The sequence below is a fragment of the Sphingobacterium haloxyli genome (assembly GCF_002980525.1).
GTDB lineage: Bacteria > Bacteroidota > Bacteroidia > Sphingobacteriales > Sphingobacteriaceae > Sphingobacterium > Sphingobacterium haloxyli.
Genome location: NZ_PVBQ01000001.1, coordinates 184,139 through 204,984, shown reverse-complemented (window position 1 = coordinate 204,984; position 20,846 = coordinate 184,139). Strand labels below are relative to the sequence as shown.

Here is a 20,846-nt window from a genome sequence, read left to right as displayed (position 1 = left end):
GCCGCTGAGCGAGTAAAACAATAACTTGCGTATAGCAATGCCATAATAAATCATTGCACATACGAAATGATTAAATTTTACAACATCGTCATAAGTTTGGTATGGCCGTTTTGTGTATCGACGCTTTCAGCTCAAATTCTTCAATACGAGTTCAGTTTTGGCAAAGCCTTTAGCGATCGCTCTGTTATATTAAACGCCGCTGAACCGTACGAGGCAAACGGACAATATGGTTTTGAACTTGGTTCCGAAAAAAATGTCGAGATACGCGAAGGTAGCCATATCTTATTTAGTGACAAACCCTTCTATTTTTCCATCAACGTACCCGAAGGAAACTATAAAGTAACCATTGGATATCAGGGGCTGAGCGATAGCGTATTCAAGAGTACGGTCCGTTCCGAATCAAGACGATTGCAGTTGGAACAAGTAAAGGTACCGCGGAATAAAGAGGTCCAAAAAAGCTTTATCGTGAATCGAAAAGATGCACGTATCCGTGAAGGAGAATATGTACGCTTGAAAAAGCCGCGCGAATTAGAAAAGCTGGACTGGGACGATAAACTTACGTTAGAATTTCAACATACCAACAATATACGCTACATACAGGTAGAGCAGGTCCAGGAAGTACCAACCATCTTTTTGGCGGGTAATTCCACAGTGGTTAATCAAGAACACGGACCTTGGGCATCTTGGGGTCAGATGATTCCTCGTTTTTTCGATGCCCAAATGGCAGTTGCCAATCACGCGGAATCAGGCTTAGCGTTGAGTTCGTTTCTAAGCTCTAAACGGCTGGATAAAATATTAACCATCGCCAAACCCGGCGACTACCTTTTTATCGAATTCGGTCATAACGATCAAAAAGAAAAAGATGAGAAAGCGGGTGCTTACAAGGGTTATACCGAACGACTGCGCTATTTTGTAGAAGCTTTTCGTGCAATAGGCGGTACGCCAGTTATTGTTACCTCTACAGCGCGACGCTCTTTTGATGCTAACGGACAGCTACAATATACCTTAGCCGACTATCCCAATGCGGCCCGCAAAGTAGCCCAAGAATTACAGGTGCCGCTGATCGATCTGAATAAGATGACCCGCACATTTTACGAAACTTTAGGCGTCGAAGGCTCGAAACAAGCATTTGTTCACTATGCTGCAAATACATTTCCAGGGCAACCCGAGCCTTTGCAAGATAATACGCACTTCAATACCTATGGCGCGTACCAAATCGCAAAAATGGTACTCCAAGGTATCATCGACAATCAATTAGGCATTCACAAACATATTATTGATTTTAAGAGCTATAAGTCTACCAAGCCCGATGCGCCCGAAGGTTGGGAATGGCCATTGAGTGTCAGAAACAGTGATATAAAACCAGACGGCAACTAATTGACCAAGATCATCTATAGCGAAGTAATGCCGTTTAAGCAACAGCGAACGAATTATTGCATTGAAGCAGGATGCCGCAGGTTGCTGCCAGTGAAACAAAAAGATAACTTCGTAGGAGAATAGACTTGTAACAGTATTTTTACCGTGAGGTCACCCTTTCGATAGCCTGTGGTGACACGTAAAGAATAAGCTTGGTATTGTCTAATTATAAACACGTAGTAACATCATTTATGAAACATTTTATCCCTAAAAAACTAATTTATCGAATACTTGTTGTGGTATGCTATATCACGTGTAGTATTCTTTACACTTCTCTTTTGTCTGCCCAAGCGCAGACGTCTACTGTTAGCGGTAGGGTAACGGACGAGTTAACCAACGAAGCGATCCCTAATGCTACTGTGTCGGTAAAGGGGAGTACCATTCAATCCAGTACAGATGTCGAAGGTGTTTTTCGCATCGACGCGACGCAGGGCCAAACCTTGGTTATTACGACCATCGGATATCTATCAAAAGAGGTACCCGTTACTGGTACGCAGATCAATATCACGTTAATACAAGACGAACGAGATTTAGAAGAGGTCGTTGTGGTCGGTTATGGTACGCAACGGAGAAGAGACGTTACGGGTGCAATTTCCCGTGTTTCGGGCGAAGAATTGCAGGAACGACCGGTTCAGAATATATCAGAAGCGTTACAGGGGAAAGCCGCCGGTGTAAACGTGGCCAGCAATATTCGACCCGGAGAAACACCAAGCATTAGAATTCGGGGGAATCGTTCCTTGACTGCTCAGAATGACCCGCTAATTGTGGTTGACGGTATCCCCTTGGTGGGTGGAAGTCTAGGTGATATAAGTCCAAATGACATTGAATCGCTGGATGTCTTGAAAGATGCATCAGCGACCGCCATCTATGGATCACGTGCGGCCAACGGCGTGATCTTGGTAACGACCAAAAGGGGGAAAGCCGGCCAGGTGACGGCTGCTTATCGTGGTACCGCGACGATCGACCGTTATAGATCTTTAACCGATTGGATGAATGGAGGTCAATATATCGATCGCTGGCGGGAAGGCTTGATGAACGGTGGATTATACGAAACTGTGCAGTTTAAAGATGGCTTCTCACCTGTAGTAATGGGCTACCCAGATCCGTTTGAAGATGAAAGCAGAATGGGGTTGGCACAGGATATCCATGCACGAAATAATGTATGGAAGGGCTATGAATGGGAGGAGTTTGGAACGACTGTAAAGATGCGTCCGACAACAGCAGCCGAACGTGCGATGGGCTGGCCGGCAGAAGTACCCGTTTACAACTCGGCTAATATTCCAACCTATGATTGGGTAGGCGATGTGACACGTCCGGGAGTAACACAAAATCACCAGGTGTCGCTGTCTTCGGGCACGGAAAAATCACGTATATACGCTTCCATAGATTATTTTGACCAACAAGGTGTACTAAAAGATCAGGATTATGAGCGTTTTAATATCAATTTGAACGGCGATATAACAGCAACCGATTGGCTGACATTTGGTGCAAGTATCCTCGCATCAACTTCCTTGCAGAATTACGGTATCTCGACGAATACCTCGAATACCGGTTCGAAGAATCTTCTTTCGCGTGCATTGGATCAATTTCCTTATGCCACTCCAAAAGACCCTGATGGCAATTGGATCCTTAATCCGGGTGGCAACCTGCAACTTTTTAATCCAGTTATGGACATTGATCAGGTGAAGAACGAACGAAAGACCTATGCGATTTCACCTACCTTGTTTTCCGAGGTGCAGTTTTTGCCTTGGCTAAAATATCGGTTCAATTTCGGGGCGCAGTTCCGAAATTGGCGAGCAGGTGCTTGGACGGGGCCGGGAGCTACCAATCACCTGAACAACAGACCTAACACCGCCGGCTATACAAACGAGCAACGGTTTTCTTGGGTAGCTGAAAATTTGCTCTATGTTGATCAAAATTTCGGAGAGGACCATCGACTGAATGTGACTTTATTGCAGTCTGCACAGCGGGAACAATTTGAGAGCACGGCGACAAATGTTATAGGAACCGTATACGATATCAGTTACTGGTACGATCTGGCTGCCAATTCCAATGGTCGTCCTAATGGTTATGGAACCGGTTTCTCGGAAAGAACGCTGATGTCTTACATGGGACGTGTCAATTACGGTTACAAAGGTAAATACCTCATCACGGCGACAGGTCGGTATGATGGGGCATCCGTATTGGCACCTGGGCATAAATGGCATTTTTATCCTTCCGTTGCTTTGGCATGGAACGTCATGGATGAAAATTTTATGCAGAACGTTTCCTGGCTGAACGAGTTGAAGTTGCGCGGTGGGTATGGTGTTACGGGCAATTCGGCGGTGAATCCCTATACTTCGGGAGGGCCATTGAGTCGCAATCCTTACGTGTTTGGAGAAAATGCCGCAATTGGCTATTTGCCGCAGTTGGTACGAAATCCTCTTCTGGGCTGGGAGCAGACGGCGCAGTACAATGTGGGTATAGATTTTAATGTATTGAACAACCGAGTAAGCGGTAGTTTGGAATTTTATCAAGGCAACACATCTGATCTGCTTCTCACGCGTTCGCTGCCCCCGGTGTCGGGATATGTAGAAAAATTGGAAAATATAGGAAAAACCCTGAACCGAGGTTTTGAAATAACCTTAAACACGGTCAATATTCAAAAAGAACATTTTACTTGGAGCACGTCTATTAATTGGAATACCAACCATGAAGAAATCGTGGAGTTGCAGAACGGTAAACAGGATATGTTGGCACAACGTTGGTTTATTGGCCAGCCGCTCCAAGTATTTTACCAATTAGACAATGCGGGGATATGGCAGGGGACACCGGAAGATATCGCCGAAATGGGGAGATTTAACGAAAATGGACATGATTTTTATCCAGGAACTGTACGTTTGGTTGACCAAAACGGTGACTATCGTATAACGGCAGACGATATGGTGATTAGAGGAACTAACCGACCAAAATGGTCTGGTGGTATCACCAACACGTTTCGTTATAAAGATTTAACATTGAGTACATTTATCTATGCGAGATGGGGGCAAACCTTCTTTGGTGGCTATCCGAATTCGTATGGCGGTATCTGGCCGAATGGGCGGGTAGAAAACGACCTTTGGTCCTGGGACAACCCCGGGGGACGGTGGCCACAAGCGAGTAATTTACCGAACAGGGAGAATACAGGGGTTGCGATGCAGTTTCACGATGGTTCCTTCGTCTCCGTCCGTAATATCTCCTTGACTTACGACCTACCGAAGGTGTTGCTGACAAATAGGTTCGTCAAAGGTTTGCAACTTAACGCGCAGGTACTGAATCCGTTCATATTCGGGAAAGACGCTGTCAAAATGGGCTATAATCCCGATGATGATACGAACTGGGAAAGGTCTTCAGGTGATGGCAATCCGCTCGGTGGAAGCAACAATAATACCATCCTACCGCAATCCTATGTATTGAGTATACGGGCTAACTTTTAATAACGTAATGTAAAATGAAAGGAATCATGAAAAAATATATAATCGGATTATTAATAGGCAGCATGTTTGTTTCCTGTAAAGATTTTTTGGATGAGCGGCAGGTCTCCAATTTAACGCAGGACTTTTATAATGATGAAGGCGGATTGGAGGCTCTCATTAATGGGCTGTACGTATATGCGAGAAATAAGCACGAATGGGATGGCAGTGGAGCTAGGCTTATTGAGGCGGAAACGGATACGTATCAAACGGCTTCCGCGCCTATCGCCCGGTACAGCAGTGCTGAATACGGTACCGATGTCAGCCGTATTGCAGGCAATATCAACAACTTTCTAGGAGAGGTAAATAGTAACTTTGCTGCTATGGGAGCCTATCCGCATATCAACAACTGTAACTTGGCACTTGAGCAGATCGATCAGGTCGCTCCGGGCAAATTTGGCTCTGATGAGACATTCCGAAACAACAGAAAAGCAGAAGTTCGTTTTTTGCGTGCATGGGCTTATTATTTGATTTCTAATCAGTTAGGGGATGTTCCTTTGCTGCTTAGTGCACGAAGAGAAGACAATGGTATTTATCATTATCCAAAAGCAAGCTTAGAGGATATTTATAAGCAGATCATTACCGATGTGCGTTTTGCCTATGAGCAACTCCCGCCATTGCAATCGGATCGGGGCCGTATTACTAAGTTGGCGGCGGGACATTTTTTAGCCAAGGTTTACCTCAACCGCGCACAGGCGGCGGGATTTCAATTGAGTTCGGAAACTTCCTTAAATATGCTATATAAGGGCAACGTCAGTACGGACTTGGATTCCTGTATTTATTTTGCCAGTGAGGTAATTAACCTAGCCGGAGGAGAGGGTGGCCTTGCTCCAGATTATTGGACGTTGTTTGACCCAGCTGTAGCAGAGAAGAATCCGCATCCAGAAATTCTGTGGTCTGCGCAGTTCGATGTCAATCCTACTACTCATACGCGCTTTGGCAACAGATCAGTGAATTATCATACCGGTAACTATACTAACCAGTCCGGTGTACAGCGCTCTATGCTATATGGTCGACCATTTGGTACATTTAAGCCTACCGATTGGGGATATGACAACTTTAAAGATAGAATGTATGATTCGCGTTACAGTAAAACGTTCCGCCACGAGTATATTAGCAATATGCCAAATTCCACAAGTAGTTCGTATAATTGGAATAGTGCTGCGGCCAATTGGTGGAATACCAATAAACCAGCCGATGCACCTACGGTCGTGGCGGGAGAAAAACGTATTAAGGAAAATCAACGGGCTATTATTTATGTGGAAAATACAAAAGAAACCGCACTCGACTCGGCCATGGTCCATAGTCAACCGTATCAGTTCATCGTTCGATGGGTTCGCTCTGCCGTGACAGGAAAATACTACTATCGACTATTTATTGATGGCTCTAATCTGGGACTCGCAACGGGAGCACCGGCTCCTTATCTTTCTTCAAAGAAACACGTGGATCCTTTGCGTGGAGGAAGTTCCGATGAATCTAATTTTAATAGTGAACAAGGTACCCGGGACGCGATTTTAATGCGTCTGGCGGAAACATTTTTAATTCGCGCCGAGGCTTATGGCCGCAAGGGCGACTACGGATTGGCAGTAGCGGATATCAATGTGATACGTAGGCGCGCTGCATTTAAGGCTGGGGAACCCCGCCCGCAACCCCTTGTTGAGTGGGAATCTCAAGCGCAGGAGCTAACAGAAATCGAGCGGCAGGCACCGTACCAGAGTGTTTCCACTACATTTGATAAGATCATGGTATCGGAGAGTCATTTCACACCGGGTACGCCGGAAGCCCAAAGGGAACATTATGTGCCGACTGTTACGTCAAAAGCAGATATGTTTATTCATTTTATTTATAACGAAAAAGCAAGGGAATTTTTATCGGAAGGGCTAGCTTGGGAGGATTTGCATAATGCCGGTATCCTGTATGAGCGTACGGTGCATTACAACCAAATGGCGTCAGACCGTACGGGCTTATGGCCCGTGGCAAGCAATACTGCGAATGGCAATGGTCAGGATGGAAACGGAAAAGGACAGATGCAGAAACACCACACATTTAGACCGTGGCCAGATGCATTCTTGGTTCGGCTTACGGATGAAAATGGTATGCCGTTGGACGAAGCTGCTCGAAAAGCTTATCAAAATCCAGGATACTAGTCTTTAACCTGTTTATACATAGAGCTGTCCTTATTTACACAAGTAGATAGGACAGCTTTTTTATTGATTAGCTATTTGCAGGGGATCGCTGACACTGTGGGGCGCTTATGTATGCAGGATGCCGCAGGTTGCCACTTCAGAACCGATGTAATATATTTGATATATAAAACAATTAAAAACCAAAGCACTAACAATAAACAATAATTAGGAAGAAGAAAGCATATAAGATAAACTATACTAAAAACCGAACAAGTAATTAATAACTTTTTGACTGAGCCGTGGCACGGACCTAAAACAGGATGACAAAACATACTGACATGGAAGACATTTGCGCTAACGACAGTGTGGGCAGTCCTACGCGGGAGTGGCGTTAGCCAAACACGAAAACTAATCTACGGTAGTAGAACTTAAATTTTGATAAACCTATAAAACTATGGTATGCGTTTTTACAAATTAATCTTTTTATTGGGGCTGTTTACGGCATTTTGCCTAAGCTGTCGGAAAGAAGCTTTCGATGACTACTACAGCCGCCCGGACGATTTGGAATCGCCGATATATACCCGACTCGAGGAAGAGGGAAGATTTTCCCATTTCCGTCGATTAATCGAAAAGGCAGGCTATATGCAAACGCTAAATCAGGCTGGGTATTGGACACTTTTTGCGCCGAATGACGATGCCGTTAACCGCTTTTTGCAGGAGCACAATTATGCGACAGTAGAAGAAGTGCCAGATGCCGTTGCCGAACAAATCGTCCGATACGCCTTAGTCTATAATGCCTTTCAAACCAACCGTATTTCTGATTACCAATCCAACTTGGGCTGGCAAGAAGGGATGGGGTTCCGGAGGCGTACAGCTTATTATGATGGTTTCCGGAAAGAAAAAGTGAAGATTAATGGAACGGAAAGAGAAATCGTTGTTGGGGCGTCGAACCGAAATAATGTGACGGTAAACTTCGGAACACCCTACTATGTGGATGGCGACAATAACAATAAATATGTAACCTATTTCCACGAAAAGTATAGACAGTTTAATAGCCTCACGGCTGATGATTACAATTTCTTTTACCCATCGACACCAGCTTCTAACTTCCATTTCATGGGCGGTTCGGTTGCTAAAGCCGATATTATTGCAGAAAATGGGGTGATTCATGAAGTGGATGTCGTGACATTACCCCGTCCAAGTTTAGATCAGTATCTGCGCGAAAAGGATGAATATAGCTTTTTCCGCGATTCAATTTTAAACCAGTTTTTCGTGACATACGAATACAGTCCTACAGCGAGTAAAACTTACGAATATCGGACAGGGCAAGTAGAAGAGGTGTACATCAAAGTGTATGATCCGCTATTAGCCTTTTCGCCTAACAATGAGAACTTTCTTAAGGAGGAGGATAATGACGGACAACAAGATGGTTATAGTATGTTCATTCCCACCGATGCTGTCATAGAGCCTTGGATACGCAACGTATTTCTAGAACATTACAGAACACTGAACCGGGTTCCCAAAGGGGTTATGGCGGATTTCATCAACACCATGCTGTGGCAAAGTGCTGTATGGCCCAGCCAGTTCTCAACAAAAACCAATCTACACGAAGAACCGGCTCGCTTTACCAAAGCCGATATTACCGATAAACAAATAGCGAGCAATGGGTTCTTTTATGGGACAAGTAAGATACAGGAATCTGATTTGTTCAATACGGTATATCGACATGTGATTCTGGATCCCGAATATTCGCTGATGTTAATGCTGTTGGAGCGCGAACACAAACGGCTTGTTATCAATCCAGGAACGAAGTTTACACTGTTTTTGTTTTCCAACAGTCTGTTGAATAGATTAGGTTATTCCTATAACGAACGCTTGAACGAGTGGTCATGGATAGACCGTAATGGGAATACGATGGGACATGGTCAGACACAGACCCGTCTAGCGCGCTTGCTCTATAGCCATATTATAGAAACACCCAACGATGAACTGGCAAATATTAATAATACACAAGGTTTTATCCAAACAGGGGATCGGGCACTGCCAGGTGAATTTATTAAATGGAATAACGGGAATATTTACGCTGCCGGCAACGAACGCTTACAAGAGCCGGTACAGATCGTTGGAACAGCAAAATTTGGGAATAATGGACGGGTATATTACGTAAACAATCTGTTGGAATTCTCGAATGAAACAGCGGGTGAAGCCATGGCTCGTGTGGCGACGGAGAACCCTAATGTTAGCCGGTTCTGGGAGTATGTCTTAAGATCACCGCTTTACGTAGCAAACGATCGGGTAATTACCGGGGTGGCGGGAGGAAGCTTATATACCTTATTAATGCCAAATAACGATGCGGTACAGCAGGCTATAGATGACGGCGTCTTGCCGGCTGATCCAGCAACGGGCGATATCGTCGGTAAATTCCAGATAGAGAACTTTATTAAATACCATATCCTGACCAATGTCAATGTTGCCGCTGACGGTAACCAAGATATTCTATCCGCTATTACGTTGATGAAAGACGAAAACGATGAATCGCAAACGGTCAATGTGTCGAATGCTGTCGGGAACTTACGATTTATCGACCGGAAGGGAAGGACGATACCTAGCGTTTACAATCCGGATTTATACTTGAGCGATCGTATCGTATTACATGAATTAAATGGATATCTAAATTACAACAATTAAATCCAAATTATGAGACAATTAATATATCGTTCTTCGTTTCTGTTGTTTTGGATCTGCTGCATAGGGCATACCGCTTTTGCGCAACATATTGTGCGTGGAAAAGTGGTCGATGCAACATCTAAACAGCCTTTGGCAGGCGTTACGGTTTCTGAGCTGAGTGCCGACAATCGTACCGTATCGGCAACAACAACAGATATCGAAGGTAATTACGCCTTAGCGGTTACTACGGCATTGAATCGCCTGAATTTTTCATTTATCAGTTATAACGCGCAGGTGGTACGCATCAATAGTAGAAACCAAATCGACATGCAGTTGAGCACGAGCGATAGCCAGATTGAAGAGGTGGTTGTAACGGGGACTGGAGGAGTACAACCCAACACAGGTTTATTAAATATATCCGCCCGGGATTTAACCACGGCGACCGCCACCATAAACGCGAGTGTGTTGCAGGAGATGCAATCAAGCTCAATAGACGAAGCTTTGCAGGGACGCTTGCCGGGAGTCGATATTGCTGCCAATTCCGGCGATCCGGGCTCGGGGATGTCGATCCGTATACGGGGTACCTCCTCCTTAAGTGGTAGCGCGGAACCCTTGATTGTGGTCGATGGCATGCCCTACGAGACAGAAATTCCTGGGGATTTTAACTTTGGGGCAGCTGATGAAGATGCGTATGCGCAGTTATTGAATGTTGCTCCAGCGGATATAGAAACTATCTCGGTGTTAAAGGACGCTGCTGCAACGGCTATGTGGGGGGCAAGGGGCTCCAATGGCGTGCTGTTGATTACGACGAAGCGAGGTACTATGTCGAAGCCGCGGGTGGGCTACTCGTTTCGTGGGGCGCTTTCCTCGGTGCCAAGTGCGATCCCGCTGCTCAGTGGCGATCAATATTCTTCCTTGATTCCAGAAATGTATATGAACCGTACAGGGCTTCCTTTAAACACATTAGCCAGTAAGGAGTTTCAGTACGATCCAGGAGACGTTTATTACTATCATAATTACAGCCAGAATACAGACTGGATAAACGCAATTAATCAAACCGGCTTGTCCAATGATCATACCTTTTCGATACAGGGCGGGGGCGAGAAAGCCAGATATTATTCTTCGGTGAGTTACTTGGGACAGCGCGGCGTGACGGTCGGAACAGGTCTGAGCCGGATAGCAGCTAGGCTGAACCTTGACTACGATATTTCGGAGCGGATTAAATTCCGTACAGACATCGCGTATACCCATACGGTGACTGATCGGAATTACGTCAATTCCAGAGATAATCAGGATAATATCCGTGGAGCGGCGTATGTCAAGATGCCCAATATGAGTTTATGGGAATACGATCCCTACGGCAATATCATGCCGGTTTACTTTTCGCCAGACCGGAATATTCAGGGGGTCTATCCCGGCACTTATAGTCCCGCGGCAATGGCTGAATATGCATACAACAAGCACATGGGGGAACGGATTACACCGACATTTAATTTGCGTTATGAGTTGATTAAGGGTATTCTGTTTTCGGATTTGAGCGTGATGTTCGATATGAATAACACGCGGGTGAATAACTTCTTACCGCAACTAGCAACCGGTAGACCCTATACGGAGACGGTCGTGAACCGTGCGGGGGAATCCGATCGCGATGATTTTCGAATGCAAACGAAAGCAAATCTGATTTATACACCCAATCTCGGTGATAAAATGAAACATGATTTGCAGATGTTGTTTTCTTGGCAGACAGACGATTTTCGTGGATTGAGTTATGAATCGATGATATCGAATACAGCTTCTACCTTATTGACCGATCCATCGAATCCAGGCCGGACACAGAATAATGAATTAGCATTGCGGGGAGGAGAAGGACAATCGCGTTCGATTGGCGGTGTGTTTAGTACGCAATATAAGTTCTTGGACCGTTATATCGTGAATGTGGGTGTACGGGGGGACGGGAACTCTAAATTCGGAGCAAACTATCGTTACGGCTATTTTCCATCCATTTCTACACGCTGGCGTGTTTCAGGTGAACGCTTTATGGAAAACTTACCCTTTATTGATGAGTTGAGTTTCCGTGCAAGTTACGGGCATTCGGGGAAAGCACCCCGTTACGATTACCTCTTTTACAGCAATATTAACAGCTATGATCAGACTTATTTAGGCGAGGCAGGGACGGCCCCGGCGAATATGGCGTATAGAAACCTGAAATTTGAACGGGTGAAGGGAGCCAATGTGGGACTAAACCTGGAAATGTGGAAACGTCGTTTCCGTTTGGATATGGAGTTTTATCGCAACCGCACGACCGATATGCTGTTCGATGATTTGGGTGTACCTAATACATCGGGATTTGAAAGTATTTGGTTGAATTACGGCGTGATGGACAATCAAGGATGGGAGCTGAATCTCCATGCAACTCCGTACCGTTCGAAAAACCTAATGGTCGATTTTGCTTTCAATATCGCTCGGAACCTGAATGTAGTCCGCGAAGTGCCGGAGTTTTTTGTGAACGAATCTGGAACAGGAACGGTGAATGGCGATTATAAGCGGTTTCTGCGGATTAATAATCCCATTGGTTCTTTTTACGGCTATCGGTACGAAGGGGTGTATTCCACATTAGAGGAAACTATTGCAAAAGATGGCAACGGACAGGCTATTTATGGTCCGGACGGCGAACCCGTGTATATGCGGTTTAATTACCCATATACAGATTACGTATTCCAACCGGGGGATGCAAAATATGCCGACATCAACAACGACGGCAGTATAGATGAGCGGGATATCGTTTATCTCGGCAATTCCAATCCGAAGTTTACCGGCGGATTCGGCCCATCGACTACGATTAAGAATAGTTTGCGGATTAACCTGTTTTTCAACTTCCGTCTAGGGTATGAAGCCATTAACGATGCATTGATGCATACCACAAAGATGACGAACTATGATAATCAGTCTACCGCTGTATTACGCCGCTGGCGGAAAGAGGGTGACGTGACGGATATGCCACGGGCACTGATGGGTATGGGGTATAACTGGTTGGGCTCCGATCGTTATGTGCAAGATGCATCATTTCTGCGTTTCCGCTCGGCGACGGTCAGTTACACCTTTAATAGAGGCAGCCTGATTGATCGTATAGGCATGAGTAATCTGCGCTTGTACGTAACGGGCGAAAATTTCTATACCTGGACGCGGTATTTGGGGCAGGATCCGGAAGTCAACATGCAGAGCGGCATTTTCGGGGTAGCACGAGACAACTCGCGCACACCACCAACGATGCGCTTTACATTCGGTTTATCGACAAGTTTTTAACCTAGAAGAAGATAGTGATGATACATATATTCAAAAAATCAATTCCCGTTCTAGCATTTGCCTTGCTGAGTTTCAGTTCCTGTAATAAATGGTTGGAGTTAAAGCCACAGGAAGGGGTAGTAGCAGAGGATTATTGGAAGACGAAAGAACAGGTGCGGGCCGCGGTCAATGGACTGTATATCTCTTTAATTACGAGTTCCTTGACGCAGGAGCTGTTTATGCATGGCGAGATCCGTACCGATATGGTGGATATCAGTACGTTTGCACCGCAGGCATATATCGAATATCGGTTTGCTGATATGCTGCCGACAAACTCGTTTAGCAATTGGGGAACGTTTTACCGGATTATTAACTACTGCAATAACGTCATTGAGAATGCACCTGCAGTGAAGGATCTTGATCCCACATTTGTACAAGCGGATCTGGACGCTTATGTAGGCGAGGCCTTGGCAATCCGGGCTTGGATGTATCTTAATTTAGCGCGTATCTGGGGTGATGTCCCGATTAAGTTAACGTATACGGCGTCAGACGAGGATTTAGCGTCCATCGCGAAATCACCGCAGGCAGCAGTGCTGCAGGCAGTAGTAGACGACTTGGTTCGTGCCGAGCCGATGGTACGTGAAACATTTGGGAGCACAGCTGCCGATAAAGGTAAAATCACGCGCTATACCGTAAACGCCATGCTGGCAGATGCGTATCTCTGGCAAGACGAATTTCGAAAAGCAGCAGACGCCTGTGACGAAATTATAGACGCCGGCATCTTTGAATTGGTATCAGGTGACCCATCGACCTGGTTGAACGAGCTGTTCGGACAGGGGAATTCTGTCGAAGGCATTTTTGAATTGCAGTATGACCGGCAGCAACTGAATCCTTTTTATGCTTTGTTTCGGCAGAATGCCCTTTATACAGCTGGACAGAATGTATATGAAGATTTATTTCAATTTGATGCTGCGGATCCGACGAACTTCGACGTGCGCGGCGATCGGGGTGCATTGTCGACCGCAACCAACATGATTTACAAGTACCATGGCCTAAACCGGACGCAGACCAAGTCGCTGGAAGAATCCTATACACATTGGATGGTTTACCGCTACGCAGATGTACTCCTGATGAAAGCCGAGGCGCTAAATGGCCTGAACCGCGGACAGGAGGCTTTAGACTTAATTTACACGATTCGGGAGCGTGGCAATGCGATGCAAGGTACTGATTTAGATCCTGCACCGGATGACCAGCAGGGCATCACGACGTTTATCGTCGAGGAACGTGCTCGGGAATTTGCGTACGAAGGAAAGCGTTGGTTTGATGTGTTGCGCAATGCCCGTCGGAACAATTACCAACGGATCGATTTGATTACCAGTATGGTCGTGAACTATGCGCCGGCGGATCGGCAGCAGGCCATGCTCGGTAAATATCGCGATGTAAACAGCCATTATCTTCCGATTTATTTTATCGAAATCCAGCGTAGTGGCGGTGTATTGCAACAAAACCCTTTTTATGGAAACTAACGATATAATAGTGATGAAAGCGAGAAAGATATACCACATGACAGGTCTGCTGTTACTGGCAGCGGTACTCTGGCTACCATTTTCCTGTACAAAAGAGAATTTTACGGAAACAACGGATACCCGTCCGAATATCAGCCGCTTTTTAGCGGAACATGAAGATTACAGTCTCTTTGCTGAAGCAATTAAGCTGGCGGGTGCATCTTCGTATTTAGATGCTTGGGGGACGTATACGGTTTTTGCACCGAATAACAGTGCCATGCAGACCTTTTTGCAAAGCGAGGGAAAAGGCCGTATAAGCGACCTCTCCGAGGCGGATGTGAAAGATCTGGTTAACCTCCATATTATACAGGACACCGTATCTACAGGACAGTTTCGGGATGGCAAGATTCAACGCAACTCTGTGTTCGGGATGTTTATCACCACGGCTGTTCAAAATATAGATGGAGAGTCCTATTTCGTCCTCAACAAGGAATCGAAAATTATTATGCCGAATATCCGCACAGGAAATGGTATGGTACACGGCGTCGATAAGGTGTTTACGAAAGTCACGAACACGGTGATGCAGGAGATTGAAGCTGACCCGAACCTCAGTCTTTTTGCTGAAGGCTTGCATTTGACGGGTTTGGATGCGGTGCTCCATCAACGGGTAGCCGAACAGTTTTTTTCGGTACTCGCGGTGAGCAATGCGACTTTTGCCCAACGCGGTTTCAACACCATACAGGATTTAGTCGAAAAGTATAATCATACCGGAAACCCGAAAAACCCAGAAGATAGCTTATATATGCACATGGCCTACCATGTCTTACCCGATTTGAAATACGTCTCTGATCTGGCTTTCTCCAGTTCCCACACTACACAGGTGCCACGGGAAGTTTTACTGGTGAAAGTGGATCGGGAGAGAATATTATTGAATGAAGAAGTCTGGTTAGGCGAGCTGGAAGAAGGTGCCGAAGTAGATCGCCAGGCCAGCGATAATACGACGGTTAATGGTGTCTTGCACTATATCAAAGACGACATCTACATTAAACAACGGCAACCTTTCCGCGTAGATTGGGATCCATCTGACCAACCGGAATTACGTGTGGCGGGGGTGTACCGAAGAGGAACTTTAAGTATTCCAAAAGGTTATCTCCGGGATGTTACTTGGGGAGGTGGGGATGGTGAGCAATTGTGGTATAACGGTACGGCAAGCGGAAATATGGCGGGAGCTGCTTTTGGGGATGTTCTTGAAATACCCATGAGGAGTGCCTGGGCTCCTTGGATTGAGTTTAAAACACCGGTTATCGTACGTGGACGTTACAAGGTTTGGGTAGGCTGGCGTAGAAATGCACATAACAATAATGGGAATATCATAGAGACATCGGTGAACGGCATAAAGCTATCCAGGACGCTGAATCAGGCTGAATGGAGGATAAATAATCTGCCGGAAAGAGAACTGGAAGCATTGGGATATAAACAACACACTGCTACTGGCGGAAATTATAATTGCAAGATGGTGGGTGTCGTTGATATTGATGTAACCGACAGACAGACGCTGCGCTTTGAGACCAGTTCGAATGTTAATGCGAAGTGGTGGCTAGACTTTGTGCAGTTTATCCCCATAGACGAGGAGCAAATTTGGCCGAGGTTTGACACCGAGGGAAATGCTGTTTATCCGTAAACTTTAAAGATGAAGATAATGAAGAAATACCATATACTAACACCAGTAATAGGACTCGTCTGTATCCTATTGCAAATCGGTTGCTCCGATCCTTGGGATGAACATGCTCGGGATAACGAGGGGCTCACGAACGAACCGCTGTTGGAACGATTAGAAAAAGAATCCGAGGCCAGCGAATTTATGAAGTTGCTACGTACATCAGGCGTAGACAAAATGTTGAACGGCAATAATGCTTATACCGTCTTCTCGCCGGAAAATAGTCGCGTACAAGCTGTAGCCTCATCCCTGCAGAATGATGCGGAAGCGTTGGAACGCTTTGTGAAAAACCACATTGCTGTATCGACACACCGACTGAATGCCTCGACGGATACCGTCCGTCTTAAGATGCTCAGCGGTAAAATACTTGACTTCGTGAACAGCGAGATCGATGGCGCAGCCTTTGCGAAAACAGACCAAGCGGGCGCCGACGGTATCTACCATATCATTACCGAAGTGCTAAGCCCTCGGCAGAGCCTTTGGGAATATATAAACGAGCATAAAGATGAACAGCAAAACGCTTTTATCCTGAGCTTGAATGATTACAACCTGCATGATACTGCGGTGGTCGAAGATCCCGAGGATTACTACCTAAACAACGAATTTTTGAGCGAAATAGGCGATGTGCGGGACGAGACCAAACGTTTTACCTATTTTGTGCTGAACGATGCGGATTTTTTGGCAGAAGCACAGCAGTTCCTACCCTATGTAAACTACCGTAACCATGCGGATTCCTCGTATGCCATCAGTCAGTACCATATCGCAAAGGATATGCTATTTGACCAAGCGTACGATAAGGACAACCTGCCTGCGATGCTGCTCAGCAGATCGAATGTGCCGTTTCCGGTAGATCGTTCGGCCATTAGCCGTTCCGTGCGCTTGAGTAACGGCTGGGTTCATTTCCTGGATCGACCGACCTTGCCTATACCTAATAAACTCGTGGATATTTATATAGAAGGAGAGGAGCCTTGGGGTTTTTCAACCTCGGTTACTGCGAATACCTTCCACCGGGTACGCAAAGATCCTTTTGGTGAACTTTTTACCGATATCATGGTACAAAACCATGGGGTTTCCAGTCTGCAGGTGGCCTATCAGACCCCCCGGATGTATAGCACAACTTATGATGTATATTGGCGAGCATTGAATGATGTACAGGCGAACGTATTCCAGCAGCAGGTAGGGATTTTCGAGTTTGATACACGTCCGAGCGAAGAGGATCCTGAGCAGGAAGTCAGAGAGCCCATTTATGAATTTCCGTATACTAATGTAGAACAGAATGATTACAACGAAGTCTATCTGGGGGAATTCCAGTTGGCAGACTACAATCGGATTGTCCCGATATTGCGAGCCATGGGGACTGCGACACACGGGGAAAATACATTGGTACTGGATTACTTACGCTTTGTGCCGAAACTAAAAACCAACTAAACCAATTAGATGATGCAATTGATATATAAACTATTTATCGGAAGTGCTGCATTAGCCACTTGCATGTCGACCGGGTTGTTGCAGGCACGGTCGGTAGCACCGCCCGTAAAACTGGAGATAACAACGGGTTCCGTGCAAGAGTTAACGGTCTCTGGAACGGTCCGGGCAGCAGATAGTGGCGCCCCGGTAGTCGGCGCCAACGTGCAAGTGGTCGGATTCTCGGCAGCCATAACCGAAGACGATGGTACGTTTTCCCTTAAGCTACCCTCGGCGACGGCAAAAATAACCATCAATGCACCAGGTTTTCAAGAGAAAATCGTGTTTGCGAAGACTGGAGAATCCAGTCTGGAGATCTGGTTGTATGAGGAGGGCTATAATCCCATCCGTCAGGAAGCGATCTTATTTAACGAGAAACAAAGTGTGCTATCGCAGGTTGCGGCGGTGCAGACCGTCGATTTAGGGAAATACCAGTGGAAAACAACTTCCAACGATAATACGGCGCAATTTCTGCAGGGAAAAATTGCGGGTTTGAATGTAATACGTAATTCAGGAACAACCAATACAGGGGCAAATCTGAGCCTTCGGGGTATCAATTCGTTCTACGGCACATCCAAACCACTCTTGGTCGTGGATGGTGTCCTGTATGATGACGAGGATTATAGTGCGGAGCTACTCGCCAACTACAGCGAGTCGGGACTGGCGAACATCGATGTAAAAGATATCGATAACATATCCGTGTTAAAAGATGGTTCGGCACTATATGGTACCAAGGGTAGTAATGGAGTCATCTTTATTACAACCGCCCGCGCGAAAGAGCTGGCTACCCGGATTGATTTTTTAGCAACAACCGGATTCAATAACAAGCCGAAAAGCCTGCCGATGATGGACAGCAGAGGTTATAGGAGCTACTTGTCGGAATTGTTGAGTACGCAGGGTTTAGGTGCTGATTCTATAGCGCGGTTGCCGTACTACAAGCTAGATGCTGAAAATACAGAGCGATTAGGCTATTTGAACGAAACCGACTGGCAGTCGGAAGTGATGGATCACAGCATCAATCAAAATTACTATCTGAAAGTAGCAGGAGGAGATAATATTGCACAGTATGCTTTGTCTGCAGGTTATACCAATGATCGGGGGGTCCTGAAATACGATAATCTGACTCGGTACAATATGCGCTTGAACGGGGATCTGACCTTATCAGAGAAATTTACGGTACAGAGCAATCTTTCTTTTTTCTATAACCAACATGATATTCGAAACCAGGGTGTGGATTCACATTCCAGTCCATTATATCAGGCGCTCATAAAATCACCGTTTTTGGCGCCTTATGGCTTTGATGATCAAGGTAATATGTCGCCGGTATTTGCCGATATTGATGTTTTCAATCAGAGTAATCCGGCGGTGCTCATGAGTGAAAATACGATAGGAAAGAACCGGAGCTACCGCTTCGTCGGGAATCTGCATTTCAATTATCAGTTCAACGACCGTTATGCCCTGCGTACAGTAGCGGGTTTAGTGTACGACAAAGGCCGCGAGAATTTTTTCCTACCGGAATTGGGGGTGTTTGCTGACGATCAGCCTACGGCAGAAATAAGGAACGAAGCGGGCGTTCAGAATCGGAAACTCTTTGCTTTGTTTAACGACACTTACTTTAGTGCCGAGAATACATTCGGAACCGATCACCGTTTAAGCAATCGTATCGGTTTCCGTATACAACAGCGTAACGCCGAGTTCGACTATGGTTTGGCTTTTAATACGGCGAACGACAATTACGTAAATGTAACAGGTGGCAGTAATCTGTTGCGCCAGATCCGGGGAGGATTTGGAAACGCCAATTGGGTGAACGCTTACATGTCGCATGATTATGCGTATAAAGAACGCTACCTATTGCGCTGGGATGCTGCGCTGGATGGTTCCTCGCGTTTTGGGGCAGAAGCTAGTCAAGGTGCCCTGAAGCTAGGGAAAGATGCCTTTGCTCTTAACACAGCCCTCCATGCGGCCTGGATGGTTTCTGCCGAAAACTTCTTCCGTGCCGACGCTATCAACCTCTTTAAACTGCGCGCTTCCTATGGCGTATCGGGCAACGACGATATCGGTGACTATGCAGCCCGTACCTATTATATTTCTCAGAATTTTCTAGGCATACAGGGACTTATCCGGGGAAATATCGGAAATCCGGCATTGCAATGGGAACGTGCTTTCAAAGCCAATTTGGGACTGGATCTATCGTTAGCCAAAGAACGGGTAAATATATCGGTCGATTTATACAACCATCGCTTTAAGGATATGATTACCTATCAAGCCTTATCAGCACAGACAGGGATGGATTTGGCGTTTACCAATGGTGCATCGATGCAAAACAACGGTTTGGATATGAACATCACCGGTCGTTTGATCAATAAACCGAATACCAAGTGGGATGTCGGTGTACAGTTGGCGACCTACCAGAATAAGGTATTGACGGTGCCGGGCGGCGCATTCGAAACAACCTACTACGGGGCACGCATGATCACGGCGGAAGGTGGCGCAGCGAACCAATTCTATGGTCTGCAGAGCTATGGTGTATTTGCGACCGCACGTGATGCCGCGAATACCGGTTTGAGCAGACGAATGACGGATGGGAGTTTATTGCCGTTTCAAGCAGGAGATGTACACTTTATAGATCAGAATGGCGATAATATCATTGACGAAAAAGATAGAGTGGTCATTGGCAATCCCAATCCAGACTGGTTTGGCTCGCTGCATACAACATTCCGCTATAAGCGGTTTTCGATGCACGCGCTGTTTACTTATTCGTTGGGTAACGATGTTTACAACGCCACACGCCACCGTTTAGAAAATGTATCCTCCTACCATAACCAGAGTATCGCCGCGAATTACCGCTGGAAAGAGGAAGGACAACAGACGAATATGCCGAGAGCCAACTGGGGTGACCCACTCAACAATGCTGAATTTTCCGATCGCTGGATAGAAGATGGTTCTTACTTGCGATTACGTACGATTAATTTTGGTTACCATGTACCGGTCAATCACGACATCCTGAAATCATTTGATGCTTTTCTTACGGTCAACAACTTGTTTACGGTATCTAACTATCTGGGTTATGACCCTGAATTTAGCGCCAACAGCTCGATCTATAGCCAAGGGGTCGATATCGGGATGACGCCACAGTTCAGGACAATACAAGTGGGAATTAAGGCTGGGTTTTAATATA

At 45.9% G+C, this 20,846-nt stretch carries 9 protein-coding genes; all 9 read left to right on the top strand.

The window, feature by feature from the left end:
* Positions 1–66: 66 nt before the first annotated feature.
* The 9 genes from C5745_RS00780 (at position 67) to C5745_RS00740 (ending at position 20,842) form a co-directional block, all read left to right on the top strand.
* Entirely contained in the window at positions 67–1,377 is a 1,311-nt protein-coding gene (locus C5745_RS00780) for a rhamnogalacturonan acetylesterase (protein ID WP_105715046.1), read from the top strand.
* Positions 1,378–1,607: 230 nt separating this feature from the next.
* Complete coding sequence (locus C5745_RS00775; protein ID WP_105715045.1) at positions 1,608–4,871, top strand: SusC/RagA family TonB-linked outer membrane protein; 3,264 nt, start codon at positions 1,608–1,610, stop codon at positions 4,869–4,871.
* A 26-nt stretch (positions 4,872–4,897) separates the two neighbouring features.
* The gene (locus C5745_RS00770) at positions 4,898–7,054 is read left to right on the top strand and encodes a RagB/SusD family nutrient uptake outer membrane protein (RefSeq protein ID WP_165792981.1); all 2,157 of its coding nucleotides are present in this window, start codon (positions 4,898–4,900) and stop codon (positions 7,052–7,054) included.
* Between the two features lie 438 nt (positions 7,055–7,492).
* Positions 7,493–9,721, top strand: coding sequence for a fasciclin domain-containing protein (locus C5745_RS00765; protein ID WP_105715043.1), 2,229 nt, complete (start codon positions 7,493–7,495; stop codon positions 9,719–9,721).
* 9 nt (positions 9,722–9,730) lie between these two features.
* The gene (locus C5745_RS00760; protein WP_105715042.1) at positions 9,731–13,003 is read left to right on the top strand and encodes a SusC/RagA family TonB-linked outer membrane protein; all 3,273 of its coding nucleotides are present in this window, start codon (positions 9,731–9,733) and stop codon (positions 13,001–13,003) included.
* Between the two features lie 17 nt (positions 13,004–13,020).
* The gene (locus C5745_RS00755) at positions 13,021–14,508 is read left to right on the top strand and encodes a RagB/SusD family nutrient uptake outer membrane protein (protein ID WP_105715041.1); all 1,488 of its coding nucleotides are present in this window, start codon (positions 13,021–13,023) and stop codon (positions 14,506–14,508) included.
* On the top strand, positions 14,498–16,168 hold the full coding sequence (locus C5745_RS00750) for a fasciclin domain-containing protein (protein ID WP_105715040.1): 1,671 nt from the start codon (positions 14,498–14,500) through the stop codon (positions 16,166–16,168). The genes C5745_RS00755 and C5745_RS00750 overlap by 11 nt, the downstream gene beginning before the upstream one ends.
* An 18-nt stretch (positions 16,169–16,186) precedes the next feature.
* Positions 16,187–17,632: a fasciclin domain-containing protein gene (locus C5745_RS00745; protein ID WP_165792980.1), complete on the top strand. Its 1,446-nt coding sequence runs from the start codon at positions 16,187–16,189 to the stop codon at positions 17,630–17,632.
* Positions 17,633–17,641: 9 nt separating this feature from the next.
* Entirely contained in the window at positions 17,642–20,842 is a 3,201-nt protein-coding gene (locus C5745_RS00740) for a SusC/RagA family TonB-linked outer membrane protein (protein WP_105715038.1), read from the top strand.
* Positions 20,843–20,846: the final 4 nt, after the last annotated feature.